The following is a 19,908-nucleotide window of genomic DNA, read 5'->3' as shown; positions in this document are numbered from 1 at the left end:
AAGATAAGAAAAGACAGGAGGAGTCAGATATATGGATGACAATGGATCTATAGTTCTGGAGATGTGCCTGATAACACTGATACTTGTGTGTGCCTTGTTTGTGGTGATGAACATGTTGTTTATAGCGTTTAACCATGCGGCGGCATCGGGGGAGGCATATTTGGTACTGTACAACCGAGAGGAATACAGGATCAATGAGATTGGTGAGGGGGATACGGACAGTGCAGAGAAAGCGATGTCCACAAATGTATCCGAGACCGTGATATGTGCCGATGGTGTGAATGCGGAAATGGCCATGAATGGGAAGAATCTGGTTGCGGAGATAACTTACAGAGAGTCATTTCCGGGGATACAGATATTGATAGATGACGGCAGATGTGACAGAAAGACTGCGGCCAGACAGGAGATAAGGGATGTAGGAAATGAACTTAGGAGGTGGCAGGAATATGGTAAGTTATTGCCAGGTAGAGGGAATTAACACTTTTTTTGTGGTGGAGGTCAGTGCAGCAGCCATAAATTCCTATGAGACGGACATGCTGTACAATAATTTTGTCGAGGGAATAATACAGCCGGAATTCAGGGCCATCAACGGAGATATGTTCATATACTGCAAAATAAATGGCATGAAGAGCCTGGACGATATATCTGACAGGGGGATAATGTCCATGGAGCAGGCTGTTGCTCTCATGAGATCGTTGTGCAGTGTGGTCATGGAGACGGGAGAATACATGCTTGAGCCGGACAATCTTCTGATAGAATCCGACAAGATATTTTACTCGGATGCAGAGAAGAGTTTCAGATACGTGTATGTGCCGGGACAGGGAACGGATGTCAGAATGGGAATAAAGAATCTTGTGGAGAAGATCATAAAGAGGGTAGATCACAGGGACACTGAGCTTGTGGATTTTATGTATGAGATATATGACATGGTGGTGTCGGCAAATTATGACATGGAGCGGATGCAGAAATATGTGGATGAGGCCTCTGCCCGTGAGCAGGAAAAATGCTGCTCCGGCAATAGAAAAAGAAATGTGGAATCTTTGGATGCGGCCCGTGAGCAGGAGCTTTTGATGGATGAGGTGTTCGGAACGGATCAAAGCAGTGCGGCGGCGTTGACGATACCGACAACGGAGAAAAACAAATATGATAGGATATTTTTCATACTCATAGGATTTACTGTGGCGGCATTTACGGGAATAGCGGCTGTTCAATTTTATATACAGGGGCATGCGGCGGATGTGAGACTTATAATGCTGGCACTCATCGTGCTGTCCGTGGAGTTATTTGTCTATGTGGAGATGAAGAGGAAGCTGTCTGCTGCTGAGGATGAACGGCGGGGACAGGAGGGCGTGGAGTGCTCAGAGCTGCGATATGCGGAGGAAGATGAAAACAGAAGACCTAAAAAACAGAATGTTGATGCATTGGAACATGTAAGTCTGGCTGACGAAATACCTGGCGATACCACGGTGCTTGGCTCGGAGGATGACTGTACAACCCTGCTTACACAGCATAATCTCGATGGCAGAGCGTCCGCACAGGAGCAGAGACTGTTTGTGAGACTGATCGAAGACGGAGGCATTGTGGCTACTGAATTTCCGGTGACGCCGGAGGGAGTTGTATTGGGGCGGGACAGACGACAGGCGGATCAGGTTATAGAGGATATCAGCGTCAGTAGAAGGCACATAAGGATATACGAGGATGCAGAGAAGATCTATGTCGAAGATCTTGATTCCACAAATGGAACTGTCATAAATGGGATCAGGCTTCCGGCGGGCAGGAGCTGGCAGCTTGCGGACAGAGATGTTCTGTGTATAGGCACCAGGCAATACCATATTCAAATATTGCTTATCTGATTGATATAAAATGTAAATTCAGATATAATAGTCTGTGTGAGTTTTATGATACAAAGGTAGGTATTGGTGATGTCGTATGTAGCTTTATATAGAAAATGGAGACCTGATACTTTTGACGAGGTAAAGGGGCAGGATCATATAGTTACCACTCTTAGAAACCAGATTAAGAATGATAGACTTGGTCATGCCTTTTTATTTTGCGGTACGAGAGGAACAGGTAAGACTTCGATCGCCAAGATATTTGCCAAGGCATGTAACTGCGAGCATCCGGTGGACGGAAGCCCATGTAATGAATGTGCAAGCTGCAGAGCCATATCGGATGGATCATCGCTTAATGTCATTGAGATAGATGCGGCCTCCAACAATGGTGTTGACAATATAAGGCAGATAAGGGAGGAGGTAGCATATCCTCCTACTGAGGGCAAGTATAAGGTATACATCATAGATGAGGTTCATATGTTGTCCCCGGGAGCGTTCAACGCTCTGTTAAAGACTCTCGAGGAGCCGCCATCATATGTAATATTCATACTGGCTACCACGGAGTCCCACAAGATACCTATAACAATATCGTCAAGGTGTCAGAAGTACGACTTCAGACGTATCCCGGTGGATGTCATCTCGGATCGACTGGAGGAGCTTATGAACAGGGAGGGACTTGATGCGGATAAGAAGGCGATAGATTATATCGCAAAGTCCGGTGATGGTTCCATGAGAGATGCCTTGTCTATTCTGGATCAGTGCGTTGCATTCAATCTCGGACAGAAGCTTACATATGATAATGTGCTTGAGACCATAGGAGCTGTGGACATAGATACATTTGCAAGACTTCTGGAGTGCGTGCTGGAATCTGATGTTGAACACGCCATAGATGTGGTTGACGAAGTTGTGTGGCAGGGACGTGAGCTTGGCCGTTTCGTAAATGAATTTACATGGTTTCTCAGGAACATACTCGTTGTCAAGCTGTCCTCGGCGGAGGGCGACAGATTGGATATGACCAAGGAGAATCTGGAACGCATAAGAGAGATATCCGGTCATATGGAGGAGAGCACCATAGTAAGATATATAAACGTGTTTTCGGATACAGCCGCCAGCATCAAGTATTCCTCACAGAAGAGGATAGTGCTTGAGATGGCTGTCATAAAGCTGTGCAGACCACAGATGGAGGTTGATACCACAAGTCTGATCGAGAGGGTAAGGATGCTTGAGAAGAAGCTTGATGACCTTGAGGCAAATGGCATACAGGCTGCGCCGGTTCAAAGTGCTGCCCCCGTAAGCCCGGCTGACGATGTGATAGATCAGAAGGGCATGAAGGAGTATCAGGACAAGCTGGCAATGGAGCTTCCAAAGGCAGAGTTCGAGGATCTGCAGAGAGCTGCGGAGAACTGGAATGATATACTGGAGAAGCTGTCGGTTCCTGCGAGAAGATATCTCAAGAGAAATGATGCTGATCCGGCCATAAGGACGAAGCTCATACTGTCCGATGATCACAGAAGACTTCTGCTCATGATCCCGCTGACGGATGACGATATGCCGAAGTTATACTTTGACAAGCCTGAGAATGTGGAGCATGTGAAGAGTGTGATCGAGGAATATCTTGGAAGAGAGATTGAATTTGAGATACTTTGTACAAGGAATTCCCACAGTGATAATGGAAGGCTTGAGACGGAGAATATACTGAACCTAAACAAGATCAACTTTCCAATAGATAAGAAATGATGATATCATATTATAAATTATTTAATCAGAATAAGGAGGACTATTGTAATGGCTAAGAGAGGCGGTTTCCCAGGAGGTATGATGCCTGGTAATATGAACAATCTTATGAAGCAGGCACAGAAGATGCAGAAGCAGATGGAGGAGACAACTAAGACACTTGAGGATAAGGTGTATGAGTCATCTGTAGGTGGCGGAGTTGTCACTGCAAAGGTGTCAGGTAAGAAGGAACTCATGGAGATCAAGCTTGATCCTGAGGTTGTTGATCCTGATGATATAGAGACACTTGAGGATCTTATCATATCGGCTGTGAACGAGGCACTGAGAGCACAGGAGGATGACTACAATAGCAGTATGGGCAAGATCTCAGGTGGAATGGGACTTGGAGGATTGCCGTTCTAATGGAAGTTTATGGAGGAGAAGTAAACAGACTTATAGAAGAGCTGGGAAGACTCCCGGGAATAGGCTCCAAGACGGCTCAGAGACTGGCGTTTCACATAATAAGTATGCCTGAGGAGAGGGCGCTGGCGTTATCCGATGCCATTGTGAATGCAAAGAAGAACATAAAATACTGCAGTTGTTGCTACACGATAACTGACAGGGAGGTATGTCCTATATGCAGTTCACCAAACAGGAATCACAAGGTGATAATGGTGGTGGAGACCCCGAGGGATCTGGCGGCATATGAGAGAACAGGACAGTTTGATGGCGTTTACCATGTGCTCCACGGAGTTATAAATCCTGCCCTGGGTATCGGCCCGGCGGATATCAGGATATCCGAGCTCATGAGAAGGCTTCAGAATGAAGATGTGGATGAGCTCATAATCGCTACAGGTTCAGGCCCGGAGGGTGAGGCGACTGCGATGTATATATCAAAGCTTGTGAAGCCGGCCGGTATCAAGGTCAGCCGTATAGCAAGCGGTGTGCCTGTAGGCGGAGATCTGGAATGTATAGATGAGGTTACGCTTCTGAGGGCTCTTGAGGGAAGAGTATACTTATAATGTATACAGACAGTCTGTGTACATAGGAAAAATAAAAGGAAGAGGTGCAGAGTATGTTAAGAGTAGGTTTTTTGACTAGTGGTGGTGACTGTCAGGCATTAAATGCAACTATGCGCGGAATCGCAAAGGGTTTGTATGAATTGTTTGACGAGGTTGAGATCTATGGATTCCTTGAGGGTTACAAGGGACTCATGAGAGGCAACTATATCAAGATGAAGCCGGCTGATTTCTCAGGGATTATCAACAAGGGTGGAACGATCCTCGGCAGTTCAAGACAGCCATTCAAGCTCATGGGAGAGCCAACTGAGGATGGTCTGGACAAGGTAAAGTCCATGAAGGATAACTATAAGAAGCTGAAGCTGGATTGCCTGTGCGTTTTAGGTGGAAATGGTTCACAGAAGACCGCAAATCTCCTCAGTGAGGAGGGACTCAATGTCATCGGTCTGCCAAAGACCATAGACAATGATCTGTGGGGAACTGACATGACATTTGGTTTCCAGAGTGCTGTTGATATAGCGACCCAGACAATAGACTGTATCCACACAACCGCTGCATCGCATAACAGAATCTTTATCGTTGAGATTATGGGTCACAAGGTTGGCTGGATAACTCTCCACGCCGGAATCGCCGGTGGCGCAGATGTGATCCTGCTCCCGGAGATCCCATACGATATCGATAAGGTATATAAGGCTATAGACAAGAGAACAAAGGACAACAAGGGCTTCACGATAGTTGCAGTTGCCGAAGGTGCTATTCCGAAGGAGATCGCAGAGCTTCCAAAGAAGAAGAGAAAAGAAGCGATAGCCAACAATCCATATCCATCAGTTGCGTATGAGCTGGCTGATAAGCTCAAAGCGTACACAACACAGGATATAAGAATAGCAATACCTGGACATACCCAGAGAGGTGGAAGTCCGGATGCATATGACAGAGTCATATCATCAAGATTTGGAGCAAAGGCAGCAGAGCTCATAAAGGCAAAGGATTTTGGAAAGCTTGTTGTATTCCTTGACAACAAGGTTACAGCTATCCCACTCTCAGAGAGTGCAGGAAAGCTCAAATACGTATCTCCTGATGACGACATCATCAGCGAGGCAAGAACACTTGGAATCTCATTCGGAGACAGATAAAGTAAGCTCTGAAAAAAGTAACAGAGATATTCACACATTCTCCCCATCTGCATATCTATGTAATAGACACACAACAATGCAGATAGGGAGATTTGTATGAGTGAAGAATTTAAGTATATTCCTTACAGCCCGGACGATGAAAACCTCAGGGGGCTTATAAGGGATGGAAATGTCTATAATATCAAGACACCTGTGATACCCGGTATGGGTGAGACTGGTGGATACAGTATGAGTTCTACAGGAATCATGCTTCCTGACTGTGATGATGGGACAGATGAAATGATGAGGGATATTGAGTACATGAAGGAGATGTACCCGGAAGAACTCCGAAAGGTCAGTATGGCCGTGGAGGAGGAGTGTGACAAGCTCGAGTATGAGGGCAGTCCGATGCTTGTTCAATATCCTGACAGAGAAGAGATGCGCCGTGTTGCGCGAAGGGTGTACGATGATCTGAGCGAAAGTGGACAGATATCGGAGGATTGTTATGCAGGAATGGCTTCGGCAGGTGAAGCTTCGTACGAGGAACCGCCATATGTTCCAGAGGGACCCGGATGCGCCAATTGTGTTATGAGAAATATAATCGAACTGCTTGTGTGCAATGAATTCTGTATGAGACGCGACAGGCATAGAAGACGTAGAAGAAGGTTTTATTAAGTGAAGAAGAAAATAAATGTACTTGTAAGAATACTTGTGATGGCAGCAATATTTGTGATCACAATATATTTGGTCAATATATTTCAGAATAGAAGTTACAAGAATCTGGCTGCGGAGATGAAGGATGCAGAGTTGCCATTAGCTTATGTGTGCTATGGCGATTCGCTTCTCAATTGTATGCATGGTTATACAGGGGAGGTCGACCTCACACTTCTCAGGGACTCTGTGACGCCGATAGATGAGAATAAGAATCTTGAGATAATGGTGGAGAATGATGCATTTAAGGATGCGTCGTATTCGTATGAGATCAGGTCGATATCCGGAGATTCCCTTATAGAGAAGGGGGATCTGGAGGCGGCCTCGGGAACTGATGGCTACGATGTGCTTGATATAAGTGCGAGAATGGATCTCAAGAAGGATATGGAGTATATGCTGGTTGTCAAGCTTAAGAGCGGTGATGGCAGGAGTGCTTCATACTATACCAGAGTGGTCGTAAATGACAATTATCATGAGTCCCAACTGCTGAATGCCGCAAAGGATTTCCACGATGCGACATTTGCATTTGACAAGCTGGAGTCGGAATCGGTCATAGGAACCTACAAGCAGGAATACACGGGCGGCGGAACGGGAGATTCCTACGGACTGGGACATGTGAACCTTGCAAATGCATACTCGGATCTCCTCTGGGATGGACTTAAGCCTACGGTTATAAGCGATGTAAACACATATATAAAGGAGATAGATGTCAACTATGCGGTGATCGAGATGGAATATAAAGCCATGTCCATCACATCGCAGGATGTCATGAGCTATTATACAGTTAAGGAGTTCTATAAGATCAGCTACAAGGATGTGCCTGTTGCCAGCCAGACTGATGAGGCGGACGGAGCCGGCACTGATGGAATATATTTTGACGAAACAGCTTCGTATGATGAGGCCTATTCGGATGAACAGGATGCAGATACTGTTACGGAGACTGAGCCGAAGATCACCATGCTCAGCTATGACAGATATGTGGACGAGTATTTTGACAAAGACGGCATAGATGCCATAAACAATGTGTATGAGATAGGTATCGTGTCATCGGATGATCTGGAATACCGCTACACAGAGGATAACAAGAAGATCGCATTTGTGAGAAATGGACAGCTCTGGATGTATGACTACGGCGATGGACAGATAACTCTGGTGTACGGATCAGGAATGGATGACCATGCAAATGACTCAAACACTTATGCCGACCATGACATGAACATCATAAGCTTTGACAAAGATGGAAATATGACATTTGCGGTGTATGGATATATGAACAGCGGAGATCATGAGGGAAAGCTCGGAGTTGCGCTGTATACATTTGATTATACGACTCTGGAGGTGGACGAGCTTCTGTTCGTCGAGTGCAATGTGCCTTATGAGGCTATGAAGAGCGAGACCTCCAGACTGACATATTACGACGGAGATAAGTTTTATTACATGCTCGGCGGAAAGGTGAATGCCGTGGACATGAAGACGAGACAGCAGTCTTATATTGCGGAGGGACTGTCAGCCAGCGATGTCAAGGTGTCGGTGAACATGGAAGTTATGGCGTATGGAGAGAGCGAGGACCAGAGCAGCAATACAAAGCTGACTCTGATGAATATGCATACCGGAAAGAGTTATGAGATAACCGCCGGAGCAGGGGAATGTCTGATATGCTATGGCTTTAAGGACTCAGATATGGTATACGGAGTGTCGAGCATATCTGATGCGCAGGTTGATGTGGATGCCGAGTCATTTGCTGGTACGAGGTACAGCGAGGAGTCCAGAGATAACATACCTGCATCCAGATTGTATATAGTAAACAGCGATGGCGAGCAGATAAAGGAATACGCAAAGAGCGGGTATTATCTGATGCAGGTTGATGTGGATACGAATCTGCTGTATCTGACAAGAGGAGAGAAATCCGACAGTGGATTCAAGTCTGTGGACGATGATTTCATAACCTTCAAGGAGGACGATACAAAGGAGACGATAGGAACTACCCATCTGTCATCCATAACCGGATATGACAGGCTGTATTTTACGGTTCCGTCAAATATGTATCTGAGCTATATACCGGCGCTGAACATAACAAAGGAAAAGATAGATCCTGATGCTGCAAGTATGATAATGACAGTAGTGCGTGATAAGGTGACCTATCATGTGTACGACAATCTTGGACTTTCAAAGATATATGACGTGGCGGGTGATGCGATAAATTATGCAGTGTCTGTATCAGGTATAGTGGTGTCAAGCGAAGGCGAGGTAATATACAGGCAGGCTGAGAGCCAGGAATACAACACCATTGCCTCTGGAATATTCCATCGCAGTACGGGAAGTGTGGATGCGTCACTCGGCGACTGTCTGTACATGGTTCTGACGTATCAGGGAGTACAGGTGACAGAGGATGATATAGCACAGTATACAGATCCTGTCGAGGCTCTTAACTCTCTTGGAAAGAGACAGGGCATAGATGTTACAGGTCTTTCGCTGGATATGCTCCTCGGTTATGTGAGTTCGGGAATACCGGTAATATCGAGGATAAGCGATGGCAGATATGTTCTCATAGTGAGCTATAATGAGGCAGACATAAGATATTATGATCCTGTCGAGGACAAGGAGATAGTTGTGTCAAGAGATGAGTATACGGATATGATGCTCCAGTGGCACAATGAATCCTACACTTATGTTGAGGAATAAAGATAAAAAGAAAACGGAGCGTGTTACCGCTCCGTTTTCTTTATAATAGTTGTAGTATAAGTTACTTAGCATGGATCCGAATGTTACGGATCATGTAGATTACTCCTCTGAGATTGTTCCTACTGGACAAGAACCAGCACAAGCACCACATGAGATACACTGTGAACCATCGATAACAAATACGCCGCCATTATCGCTGATAGCACCTACTGGACAAGAGCCAGCACATGAACCACAACCGATACATGAATCGCCAATAACGAATGCCATAATTGTTTCCTCCTTATAAAGTAAAAATAATCACACGCTTATTGTAAAACAAAACTCATTAATTAGCAAGTGATAATAATATTTATCAACAACGGGTTTTATCAATAAGTAACAATAAAAGGGATAGACATTTAAAATTGGGTATAATATAATGTGAATGCTGAGTAAGAGTGCAATCTAAGGAGGATATAAATAATGGTAAAGATAAGTAAAGACATGCTTATAAATGACATTCTTGCAGTTGATGCAGGAAATGCAGCAATACTGATGGCAGCAGGTATGCATTGCATAGGGTGCCTTGCAGCAGCAGGAGAGAGTCTTGAGGAGGCAGCAGCCGTTCACGGACTTGATGCAGAGGAGCTTGAGCAGGAGATCAATGATTATCTTGCAAAAAAGGAGGCTGAGTAGTATACTTGCCAAAGTAACCAGGTGTACTATAAAGGATGGAGAGATATATGAAGACAGACGGAACAAATCCTCCCGGGCAGGGAATATTTGGACTGATAGATATTAATTGTCATATTTTACCGGGAACAGAGGATGGACCGGATAATTTCCGGGAAGCGGCAGAGATGCTCAGAATAGCGTATGATGAGGGAATAAGGACGATAGTTGCCACCCCGCCATACAACAAGAAGAATCCGATAATGGATGAAGACAAACTGGACAGACTTGTGGAACAGCTCAACGTTGAAGCTGGAAAGATAGATCCAAATTACAGAGTCTATCTTGGAAGAGAGATAGAGTATAACGATGAGAACCACCAGAAGATCATATCTGGTCAGTTGGATTCCATGGCAGACAGCAAGTATGTTATGATCAGATTTCCTTACGATGTGGATTTTGAGACGATATCTGAAGCTATAAGAGACATCAATATGGACGGATATATACCGATAGTTGCCAATGTAGAACAGTATGAATGTCTTGAGGAAGACGAGGACAAGGTCGAGGAGCTCATTCAGTTTGGTGCATATGTACAGATAAGTGCATCGGCTGTGGTTGGAGATCTTGGACATGACATCAAGAATTTTTCGAGAAAGCTTCTCAAGGGAGAGCTTGTTCACTTTGTGGCAAGTGATGCATTGGATTCAGAGGATAAAGCACCATACCTCAGGGAGTGTGCTGAGTACATAGAGCGAAAGTATGGAGAGGATTACATGACGGAGCTCTTCTACACCAATCCAAAAGCAGTTATCGAGAATGATGATATTGACATATAAAACAAAAAGACGTATCGCTTGTGCGGTACGTCTTTTTTGCTGCGCCGGAATCTCTGGCTATTACTTATAATGCTGACAGTGTCTGAAGTGCTTCCTCCGGCATAATAGCGGTGAAGTGCTCCTTGAAATGTGCCGGCATGGCATATGTGAGCTTCTGTGCTGTTCCGTATTCTGCAAGGATATTGCAGGCTCTCACAAATTCCTGGCTTGTGTTATTGCTGTTCGTGAGAACCAGATAATATCTTCCGTTGGAAGGATTCTTGTACAGGCAGTTCTCGCTGAAGTAGAAAGAAGCAACCTGTTTTGCTGCACTTATGATGGTTGCAAGTGAGTCAAAGATGTACAGTGAGCACATGCTCTCCCTTGCTGAACCTGATTCCTTTGTGCTGCCTGTTGTACTGGCGGCAGTGCCTGTGGTGCTGTCATCAGATGATGTATTGCTGCCATTTGCCGCAGCGGCAAAATCTCCTGCGGTTCCGGCAAGTCCGGATATGGTGTTGAAAATGCCCTCAAGTGCCTCTCTTACGCCCTGTGGAACGGAACCGGATCCACTGATCTCAAGTCTTGCGATGGTTCCGTTGTTATCCCTGGACTCATCGTTGTCGTCAAGATCGTCATCTATGTCATCATCATCCATGTATTCGTCATCGTCATCAATATCATATTCGCTGGTCTTTGAGAATCTGGAAAAGCGGGTATCCAGTTCTTCCGGATCTTCAACCTTTGTCACAATGAGTATGAGACAATCTGGTGATACCGGTATGGCTTCGATCATAAGTGGAGTGTCGTCAGCCTCAAAGCCTAATTCTACAGATGCCTGCTGCATCATATCCTTGAAGAGCTCTTTTGCCTTCGGTGTGCCATAGGCAAGCTCGGAGATCTTGAGCTGCTTTTCGGTGAGATCGGCTTTGTTGAGTGTGCATCTTATCTGATTTTCACTTAGACGTTCAATCTTCATAGAATCGACCCCCTTCAATAATTTAATGGTATTAAAATGTGTATTATAGTTTACCACATTTGTCAAGCAAGTAAATAGGATATATGGAGAAAATATTGGAATTTTCCGTGAAAAAATATCCCTAATTCTACGTTATGTATACTTTTATGAAAATTTCATAAAATATGCTCAAATGGGGTTGGAAAATGGCTTTTTATGCGTTATTGTGGAGTTGTGAGCGGGACGTGCTCAGGATATTTAGATGAGCTCATTTCTATATTTTTCTACAAATTCTGTCTGATTCTTATCGTCTCAGATACAATTCCCAGAGATAGTGATATGACAGTGCTCACACATTTCCATAACTGACATATGGCACATAAAAGGAGAATAATACATCACAACACATCTGTCTTTACATTGCATGGCAGGGATGGAAAAATAAACTATTTGGGGGTGATGCCTATAGGGGGTTAAAAGGCAGCAGTAGCATATAGAACATAATTATATGCACAGAATTACACTTAACATCTATTTGGGGGCTCTGCCGCTGTCACAGCAGAGCTCCTGGTTTTATTTGGCGTGCTGTTCATGCCATGTACAGACTGCATTGCAGATGGCGTTTGCTAGGGCGGTCTGGTATTCATCATTGCACAGATCGGAACATTCCTTTGTGTTGCTCAGAAAGCCGCACTCAACGATGACGGCGGTGCATGGACTTTCCCGCAAAACAAGGTATTCGGAATTGCCCTTTGCTGCCCGTGTGTTGGATGGATCGGCTTCGGAGATGAGATGCTCCTGGATGCACTCCGCCAAGGCTTTACCACCGGAGGAAGTGGAGTAATAAAATACCTGCGCTCCGTGGACATACTCGGCTGAATAGCTGTTCTGGTGGATGCTGATGTAGAGATCAGCGTTTACATTTGTGGCGAGGTTGGTGCGGGCTTTCAGATCTGAAGTCTTCTTGCTGGATGCATTTTCACTGTTCAGGGACTTGTCGGAGTCTCTGGTCAGATACACGGAAAATCCCTGATCCGTAAGTGCCGATGCCAGCTTTGAGGCGATGGCCAGATTTATATCCTTTTCCATGATCCCATCCGGGCTGACCTTACCCGGGTCAAATCCGCCGTGTCCCGGATCGATGAGGATCGTAAATGATTTTGCCGCATCTGTGGTGCCCAAACCTTCGGTGGATGCGCGCCCATTTCCTGTATTGGTGGAAGTATCCTGCCCGGCTGTATGGTCTGCGGGACGGACTATAAATATGTAGCAGAGGATTGGAGGAAGTATTACTGCAAATATTATGGCAAATACAAGTATGTATAATTTGGTGGAAGTACGCATCGGTGATACCCGGGAAGTGTAATTACTATTTTATATGACGGCGGCGGACGTTATATGATATATGTTACCCAAATATAGCCTAAACATTTGACACACATGCGGTGCTGGGCTAAAATATGGGCGTATATGCAATAATATAGAAGCGATAACAATTTATTATAGAAGAAGGTAAAGTGATGAACACTATAATTGCAAAAGCAGGAGTGGATGACGACCGCATGTATGAACAGGCGGCGGAGATACTTAAGAGAGGTGGTCTTGTAGCATTTCCGACAGAGACAGTGTATGGCCTTGGAGGAGACGCGCTGAATCCGGATGCGTCACATCGGATATATGCGGCAAAGGGCCGGCCATCGGACAATCCGCTCATAGTCCATATAGCAGAGACATCAAGCGTGTATGAACTGGCGGAGACAGTGAGTGACGACACGAAGAAGCTCATGGAAGCATTCTGGCCGGGACCACTCACCATCATACTCAACAAGAAAGAGGTCGTTCCGCACACGACCACTGGCGGACTTGATACGGTTGCCATCAGGATGCCATCACATCCGGTTGCCATGAGGCTCATAAAGGATTCGGGAGTGTATATCGCAGCTCCAAGTGCCAATCTGTCCGGACGACCATCCCCGACCACTGCGCAGCATGTGCAGCAGGATATGGACGGCAGGATAGATATGATCATCGACGGTGGGGCAGTCGGAATCGGTATAGAGTCGACGATAGTGGACATGACCGGGGACAGACCGACTATATTACGGCCTGGATATATCACTCCGGAGATGATAAGGGATATCGTTGGCGATGTGACTATAGATCCGGCGATAACAGGTATGAACAATGCTCTGAGACCTAAGGCTCCGGGGATGAAGTACACACACTATGCTCCAAAGGGAGAACTCAGCATAGTAGAGGGCGATAGACTGGCTGCTGCTGAGAAGATAAGAAGTCTTGTTGCGGAGAAAAAGGCACAGGGATACAAGACTGCGATACTGTGTGACACTGACAATGTCAGTCTTTATGATGACGGAGTATGCGAGAACGTATACGATGCCGGAAGCAAGAAGAACGAGATAACTGTGTCTGCCGGACTGTACAGTCTGCTCAGAACCTGTGATGACATAGGTGCACAGTATATATACAGCGAGTCATTTGAGGAGGGGGACATGGGCTACGCCATCATGAACCGTCTCATCAAGGCTGCAGGACACAGGATAATAAGCTGTTAGTTAATTTCGAAAAAAATATTATATAAAAAGGAGAATCAGAACATGATAGCACTTGGATGTGACCACGGCGGATATGAGCTTATGCAGGAGGTTATAAAGCATCTTGAGGAGAGAGGCCTTGAGTACAAGAACTTTGGCTGTTACAGCACAGAGTCAGTTGACTACCCGGTATATGGACAGGCAGCAGCAAAGGCAGTAGCCTCAGGTGAGTGTGATAAGGGAATCATCATCTGCGGAACAGGAATAGGAATATCGATTTCAGCGAATAAGATAAAGGGAATCAGAGCTGCACTCTGCCACGACTGCTTCTCGGCACAGGCGACAAGAGAGCACAACGATGCAAATATGCTGGCTATGGGTGCCAGAGTCATAGGACCTGGACTTGCACTTAAGATAGTCGACATATTCCTCGACACACCATTCTCAAATGATGAGCGTCACGTAAGAAGAATCGGAATGATTGAGTAGTATCATAAGTTATGCCGTAAGGGGGACCCCGTTCATACTCAAAAAAGAATCCCATGACAGTATGGTCAAGACTGTCATGGGATCTTTTTTTATACGGTTTTCGTCAAACTGCATCATTTGTTCGACATATAACCGCGTTAAAAGGAAGAAAAATGATTAATGGATAAACATAAGTATTATCAACATAGTCACATTGTACATTAACAATAAAAAAATATCAAGGGGGTTGTACAAACTTTGCAAAATGTTTATTTACAATATAGCCAACTCATTATAAAATAATATTACTTGAGTTTTGACATAATAATCTAAAGTGATGCTTTGATGAAGTGTTTATGGAATTGAGTCTGCTCATAAATTTTTATAAGGGAGGAATGTTATGCTGCAGGAGACTATGAAGAAGATAACCGATGCAGAGTCTGAAGCTGACGAGATCATTCGCAAGGCCAAGGAAGAAGCCGACTATACAGTAGCTGCTGCAAAGAAGGAGGCTGCGGATATGATCGCGGCCGCAGGATCAGCTTCGAGAGAAAGCATGAAGAGTGCCGAGGGAGCCGGCAGATCTGAGGAGGAGAAACTCACGGTGAAGGCGATGGATATTGCCACCGCTGAGATCGCACATCTCAGGGAACGTGCATCGTCCATGGAAGGCGAGGTTACTTCCATGATCATCGCAGAGCTGGTGGGATGAAAAGTCCTGCAGGCATTTTAAGAAAGGGGGTAAATGTATGGCGGTACTTCCTATGAAGAAGATTGAGATCTGTGCCATGAAGAGGGACAGAAAAGCAATTCTTGAGAAGCTCCAGTCGCTGGGAATGGTTGAGATACAGACTGATAACGAAGAGACTGATGACTTCAGGAAGATGAGTACCACAAGCCAGAGAGCAAAGTACGAGAAGAGAGTACAGAATACAGATGAAGCCTTACAGATAATTGATAAATATGCTCCGGAGGAGAAATCCATATTTGCCAGCCTGGAAGGACGGCAGGAGGCGTCAGAGGCTGACATTCAGGAGATCATAGCTGGAAGATGGGATTATAACCGTGAGGTTAAAAAGATCCAGGAGATCAGCAAGGACATAGCCGGCTGCGAGGCGGGGATAGTCAAATGTCAGGTGGCTATAGACGGATTGGCGCCGTGGCTGAATATGGACATACCGATCAATACCACAGGGACCGAGAAGACGGATGTGATGATCGGAACTATGCCACCGGGGCTCACGGAGACGGATATTCAGGGGTATATAAGCTCTGCGGAACCGGAGATAGCGGGATACACAGTCACTGTTGTAGGATCTGATAAGGACCAGACTTGTATGGTGGCAATAGCCATTAAAACTGTATCACAGAGGGTGGAGGAGATATTGAGATCCCATGGATTTACAAGAATTTCGTATTTCTCCAAAAGAACACCTGAACAGAAGACGGATAAGTACAGGGCGGATATAAGGGAGTTCGAACAGTGGATAGAGGACAAGAAGAATGAACTAGTATCCATGGCTGATGACAGAGACAAGCTGAGACTTCTGGCTGACTATTACCGCATAAGGGCGGATAAATATAAGGTCCTTGGAAGTATTCTCCAATCAAAGAGCACATTTGTCATATCGGGATATGTGCTGGAGAGAGACGTAGACAGGGTAGTGGCTGTACTCAATGAGAAATTTAGCCTTATGGCTGATGTATATGATGTTCCTGAGGATGAAGCGGCACCTATACAGCTTCAGAATCCGAAGATGTTCGCATCGGCGGAGGGCGTACTGGAGTCATTTGGACTTCCGGGAAAAGGTGAGATGGATCCAACCACACCGATGGCGATATTCTATATATTCCTGTTCGGACTCATGTTGTCCGATGCGGCGTATGGACTCATCATATTCCTGGCATGTTTTATTTTGATCAGGAAATTCCCGAAGATGGAGAACGGACTTCAAAAGTCCCTGCGTCTGTTCATGTACTGTGGTATATCCACACTGATATGGGGAATATTATTTGGTGGTTTTTTCGGAGACCTGATAACGGTGGTATCGAGGACGTTTTTCCACCACGAGGTGACGTTCAAGCCGGTATGGTTTGCACCGCTGGATGACCCGATGAAGCTTTTGTTATTCTCTTTGCTGTTCGGACTTATACATTTGTTCGGCGGACTGGCACTCAAGGGATATATGTGCCTGAAGAAGGGAGATGCGAAATCATTCATATGCGACGTGCTGTCGTGGTTCATGCTCATCACAGGACTTGTGCTGATGCTCATGCCGACGGAGCTGTTCGCATCCATAGCACAGATGCAGTTCAATTTCCCTGGCTGGCTTAAGAATACAAGCTACGGACTGGCGATTGTGGGAGCTGCGATCATCGTGCTCATGTCGGGAAGAGACCACAAGAATCCGGTGCTCAGACTTGCACTTGGACTGTATGACATATACAACCTGACAGGCTGGCTGTCAGATCTGCTGTCGTACTCAAGGCTTCTTGCTCTGGGACTTGCGACGGGAGTTATAGCACAGGTAATAAACCAGATGGGAAGCATGGCTGGCGATGGAATATTCGGAGCCATAGTGTTCGTCATCGTATTTATAGTAGGACATCTGTTCAACCTTGCGATCAACATGCTGGGAGCATACGTGCACACATGCCGTCTCCAGTATGTAGAGTTCTTCGGCAAATTCTACGAGGGCGGCGGCAATCCATTCAGGCCGTTCAGGGAGAATACGAAGTACGTTGATATAGTAAGTGGTACAGAAACACAGAAATAAGAAACCAATTTTAGGAGGAGAAAATATTATGACAATGGGAACGGTTTTGGCATTAGTGGGAGCTGCGCTGGCAGTAATTCTTGCAGGCATGGGATCTGCATATGGAGTAGGAGTTGCTGGTCAGGCGGCAGCAGGTGTAGTAAGTGAGGATCCAAGCAAATTCGCAAAAGTTCTTATCATCCAGCTTCTTCCGGGTACACAGGGTATCTACGGACTTCTTGTTGGATTCATAGCATTGTCCAACATAGGAATCCTTTCAGGAACACCGAAGGAGCTCACAGTAGCACAGGGACTTATGATGCTTGCAGCATGTCTTCCAATAGCGGTAGTTGGTCTTGTATCAGCAATGCACCAGGGCAAGACAGCAGTTGCAGCAGTTGGAATAGTTGTAAAGAAGCCTGATCAGTTTGGTAAGGCGATGCTTTTCCCAGCCATGGTTGAGACATATGCGATCCTTGCACTTCTGGTATCAATTCTTGCAGTAAATGGAATCAAATTATAACTTTTCGTAAGGAGGATGTACTTTATGACGGGATTGGAAACAATCGTAGAACAGATCCTTCAGGAAGCGCAGAAGGAAGCTGAAGAGATCAAAGCTCAGGCTGCCAGAAACGCGGATTCCATCATTGCAAATGCCAAAAAGACTGTGGATAAGATGAATGAGGAGACCAGAGAGAAGGTTGCCCAGGCAGAAAAGTCCGGATCATTCAGGGCAAAGTCCTCATCAGAGCTTAAGAAGAGACAGGCGATACTTGCGGCAAAGCAGTCCATAATTGGGAATATGCTGGATAAGGCATATGACGCAATGGTGGCGCTCCCGGATGAGGAGTATTTCCAGGTGATCGTCAAATGTCTGGAGAAGTCGGTACAGCCGAAAAGCGGAGAGATATGTTTCTCCGGGAAAGACAGAAAACGACTTACACCACAGACTGAGAAGCAGATAGAGCAGATAGCTGCAGCTCATGGAGGAAGCCTTAAGGTGTCCAATGGGAACTGTGATATAGATGGAGGATTTATCCTGATCTACGGAGGAATCGAGGAAAACTGTTCATTCAGGGCAATGCTGGACGCGAACAGAGAACATTTGGCAGACAAGGTAAATGAATTATTATTTGTTGATAACAGATAGCTGGAGGTAGGCAGATGGCAGACAAATATATATATGCAGTTGCCAGGATCAGGGCGCTTGAGATGACGCTTATGAGTCAGGCAGTCATAGAACAGCTCGTGGCCACGGATTCCTACAAGAAGGCGGTTCAGTTCATCATAGAGAAGGGCTGGGGCGATAGTGATAAAGCCAGTATGGATGAAAATGACATACTTAGGGCGGAGACTGACAAGACGTGGGCTGCTGTGGCTGAGATGGTGGATGATATGTCCGTGTTCGATGTCATAAGACTTCCAGATCTGTATCACAACCTCAAGGCGGCGATCAAGACTGTGGTTGCCGGGGAGACTCCTGCCCATGTGTTCTTCGACAATGCCGAGATAGACGGTCAGAAGATGCTGTCCATCGTAAGTGACAAGGCGTGGGACAGACTTCCAGAACACATGAGAGACTGCGCGAGGGAGGCTTGGGACTGTATGGCACAGGCTGGAGATGGACAGATGTGCGATGCTGTGATAGATCGAGGAACACTGCTGGCGATCATGCAGGCTGCAAAGAAGGCAGATGACAGCCTGCTCAGGGATTATGCAGAGACGACGGTGGCTGTTGCAGATATCAAGATAGCGGTGAGATCCATGAAGACAGGCAAAAACAAGGATTTCATGAAGAGAGCCATGGCGGAGTGCAACACTCTGGATATTGACAGGCTGGCGACGGCTGCGGTGGCTGGCATGGAGGAGATAGAGAGATACCTTGCAGATACAGCATACGCCGGTGGGGCAGAGGCACTTTCTGAGTCGGCATCGGCATTTGAGAGATGGTGTGACAACCGTATCATAGAAACGATAAAGCCTCAGAAGTACAACCCATTTACGGTGGGACCGATAGTGGCGTACATTCTGGCGAGGCTCAACGAGATAAAGACAGTCAGGATCATATTGACATGCAAGCTGAACCAGCTTCCGGAGGAGGCTATCAGGGAAAGGGTAAGGGAGATGTATGTATAAGATAGCTGTTATGGGCGATTATGACAGTATATACGGATTTGCAACTCTGGGCCTGGATACATTCCCTGTAGATAATCTGGATTATGGGGCTACGTTGCTGAAAAGGCTGGCAGAGGACAATTATGCAGTCATATATATGACCGAGGCACTGGCTTCGGATCTCAATAAAGAGATAGACAGATACAGAGAGGTTATGAAGCCTGCGATCATTCTCATACCGGGGATATCTGGCAATACAGGGGCCGGAATAGCGGGAGTAAAGAAATCCGTTGAGCAGGCTGTAGGCTCGGACATATTATTTAATGAAGAATGATTAGAAAATAATGGTGAAACGAGCGGATATAGGTAATTGCGAAATCGGTATAATTCGATTTTGATAGAGGCGTTTAGTATTATCAAATCAGGGGAATACGAAGCCGCCGGTCCTTAGATGGCGCGTCAGCGGCATCCTAGTACCGTTGCAGGCTGAGTTAAGCGGAAGCGACCACTGATTGATA

General features: G+C 45.8%; 21 protein-coding genes. 18 read left to right on the top strand and 3 right to left on the bottom strand.

The window, feature by feature from the left end; translation table 11 throughout:
* Positions 1 to 31 precede the first annotated feature (31 nt).
* The 8 genes from DW025_RS06725 (at position 32) to DW025_RS06690 (ending at position 9,069) form a co-directional block, all read left to right on the top strand.
* On the top strand, positions 32 to 478 hold the full coding sequence (locus tag DW025_RS06725; RefSeq protein ID WP_119999281.1) for a hypothetical protein: 447 nt from the start codon (positions 32 to 34) through the stop codon (positions 476 to 478).
* The gene (locus tag DW025_RS06720; protein ID WP_165854760.1) at positions 447 to 1,853 is read left to right on the top strand and encodes a DUF6382 domain-containing protein; all 1,407 of its coding nucleotides are present in this window, start codon (positions 447 to 449) and stop codon (positions 1,851 to 1,853) included. The genes DW025_RS06725 and DW025_RS06720 overlap by 32 nt, the downstream gene beginning before the upstream one ends.
* 69 nt (positions 1,854 to 1,922) lie before the next feature.
* Positions 1,923 to 3,569, top strand: coding sequence for a DNA polymerase III subunit gamma/tau (gene dnaX / locus DW025_RS06715; protein WP_055222454.1), 1,647 nt, complete (start codon positions 1,923 to 1,925; stop codon positions 3,567 to 3,569).
* Positions 3,570 to 3,617: 48 nt separating this feature from the next.
* Positions 3,618 to 3,968: a YbaB/EbfC family nucleoid-associated protein gene (locus DW025_RS06710; RefSeq protein WP_015534286.1), complete on the top strand. Its 351-nt coding sequence runs from the start codon at positions 3,618 to 3,620 to the stop codon at positions 3,966 to 3,968.
* Positions 3,968 to 4,567 carry a recombination mediator RecR gene (gene recR, locus DW025_RS06705; RefSeq protein ID WP_022217523.1) on the top strand — a complete coding sequence of 200 codons (600 nt, stop codon included), beginning with the start codon at positions 3,968 to 3,970 and terminating at the stop codon, positions 4,565 to 4,567. The genes DW025_RS06710 and recR overlap by 1 nt, the downstream gene beginning before the upstream one ends.
* Positions 4,568 to 4,620: 53 nt before the next feature.
* On the top strand, positions 4,621 to 5,697 hold the full coding sequence (locus tag DW025_RS06700) for a 6-phosphofructokinase (protein WP_119999278.1): 1,077 nt from the start codon (positions 4,621 to 4,623) through the stop codon (positions 5,695 to 5,697).
* Between the two features lie 96 nt (positions 5,698 to 5,793).
* Positions 5,794 to 6,351 carry a hypothetical protein gene (locus DW025_RS06695; protein WP_015534283.1) on the top strand — a complete coding sequence of 186 codons (558 nt, stop codon included), beginning with the start codon at positions 5,794 to 5,796 and terminating at the stop codon, positions 6,349 to 6,351.
* Positions 6,352 to 9,069, top strand: a complete 2,718-nt coding sequence (locus DW025_RS06690; RefSeq protein ID WP_119999276.1) for a hypothetical protein — start codon at positions 6,352 to 6,354, stop codon at positions 9,067 to 9,069. It abuts the gene before it with no gap.
* A gap of 99 nt (positions 9,070 to 9,168) precedes the next feature.
* Here the strand turns inward: DW025_RS06690 and DW025_RS06685 are convergent, their stop codons facing one another.
* Positions 9,169 to 9,339, bottom strand: a complete 171-nt coding sequence (locus DW025_RS06685; protein WP_004852414.1) for a DUF362 domain-containing protein — start codon at positions 9,337 to 9,339, stop codon at positions 9,169 to 9,171.
* 195 nt (positions 9,340 to 9,534) lie between these two features.
* Between DW025_RS06685 and DW025_RS06680 the strand changes: the two genes are divergently transcribed.
* Positions 9,535 to 9,747 (top strand): DUF1858 domain-containing protein, encoded by a 213-nt coding sequence (locus tag DW025_RS06680; RefSeq protein ID WP_015534281.1) that lies wholly within the window; start codon positions 9,535 to 9,537, stop codon positions 9,745 to 9,747.
* A 47-nt stretch (positions 9,748 to 9,794) separates the two neighbouring features.
* Positions 9,795 to 10,562, top strand: a complete 768-nt coding sequence (locus tag DW025_RS06675; protein WP_207666804.1) for a CpsB/CapC family capsule biosynthesis tyrosine phosphatase — start codon at positions 9,795 to 9,797, stop codon at positions 10,560 to 10,562.
* Between the two features lie 64 nt (positions 10,563 to 10,626).
* On the opposite strand, the gene DW025_RS06670 is transcribed toward DW025_RS06675, so the two are convergent.
* The gene (locus DW025_RS06670; RefSeq protein ID WP_119999272.1) at positions 10,627 to 11,520 is read right to left on the bottom strand and encodes an adaptor protein MecA; all 894 of its coding nucleotides are present in this window, start codon (positions 11,518 to 11,520) and stop codon (positions 10,627 to 10,629) included.
* Between the two features lie 552 nt (positions 11,521 to 12,072).
* Positions 12,073 to 12,843 (bottom strand): N-acetylmuramoyl-L-alanine amidase, encoded by a 771-nt coding sequence (locus DW025_RS06665; RefSeq protein WP_055271943.1) that lies wholly within the window; start codon positions 12,841 to 12,843, stop codon positions 12,073 to 12,075.
* A gap of 176 nt (positions 12,844 to 13,019) precedes the next feature.
* Here DW025_RS06665 and DW025_RS06660 point away from each other — a divergent pair, with 176 nt between their 5' ends.
* The 8 genes from DW025_RS06660 to DW025_RS06625 all read left to right on the top strand — a co-directional run bounded on the left by DW025_RS06660 (position 13,020) and on the right by DW025_RS06625 (position 19,724).
* Positions 13,020 to 14,072, top strand: a complete 1,053-nt coding sequence (locus DW025_RS06660; protein WP_015534277.1) for an L-threonylcarbamoyladenylate synthase — start codon at positions 13,020 to 13,022, stop codon at positions 14,070 to 14,072.
* A 42-nt stretch (positions 14,073 to 14,114) separates the two neighbouring features.
* Entirely contained in the window at positions 14,115 to 14,540 is a 426-nt protein-coding gene (gene rpiB, locus DW025_RS06655; RefSeq protein WP_015534276.1) for a ribose 5-phosphate isomerase B, read from the top strand.
* A 379-nt stretch (positions 14,541 to 14,919) separates the two neighbouring features.
* Positions 14,920 to 15,231 (top strand): vacuolar (H+)-ATPase G subunit, encoded by a 312-nt coding sequence (locus DW025_RS06650; protein WP_022217528.1) that lies wholly within the window; start codon positions 14,920 to 14,922, stop codon positions 15,229 to 15,231.
* A gap of 37 nt (positions 15,232 to 15,268) precedes the next feature.
* Complete coding sequence (locus tag DW025_RS06645; RefSeq protein WP_118757982.1) at positions 15,269 to 17,296, top strand: V-type ATP synthase subunit I; 2,028 nt, start codon at positions 15,269 to 15,271, stop codon at positions 17,294 to 17,296.
* Between the two features lie 28 nt (positions 17,297 to 17,324).
* Positions 17,325 to 17,798, top strand: coding sequence for a V-type ATP synthase subunit K (locus tag DW025_RS06640; RefSeq protein ID WP_004850778.1), 474 nt, complete (start codon positions 17,325 to 17,327; stop codon positions 17,796 to 17,798).
* 24 nt (positions 17,799 to 17,822) lie between these two features.
* Positions 17,823 to 18,425 carry a V-type ATP synthase subunit E gene (locus DW025_RS06635; protein WP_022217530.1) on the top strand — a complete coding sequence of 201 codons (603 nt, stop codon included), beginning with the start codon at positions 17,823 to 17,825 and terminating at the stop codon, positions 18,423 to 18,425.
* Between the two features lie 14 nt (positions 18,426 to 18,439).
* On the top strand, positions 18,440 to 19,411 hold the full coding sequence (locus tag DW025_RS06630) for a V0D/AC39 family V-type ATPase subunit (protein ID WP_022217531.1): 972 nt from the start codon (positions 18,440 to 18,442) through the stop codon (positions 19,409 to 19,411).
* Complete coding sequence (locus DW025_RS06625; RefSeq protein ID WP_119999270.1) at positions 19,404 to 19,724, top strand: V-type ATP synthase subunit F; 321 nt, start codon at positions 19,404 to 19,406, stop codon at positions 19,722 to 19,724. Before DW025_RS06630 ends, DW025_RS06625 begins: the two co-directional genes overlap by 8 nt.
* The last annotated feature ends 184 nt before the right edge of the window (positions 19,725 to 19,908 follow it).

It is taken from the genome of Coprococcus sp. AF38-1, from assembly GCF_003603945.1.
GTDB lineage: Bacteria > Bacillota > Clostridia > Lachnospirales > Lachnospiraceae > Coprococcus > Coprococcus aceti.
The sequence above is the reverse complement of the archived record's forward strand: the minus strand, read 5'-3'. Positions and strand labels throughout refer to the sequence as shown.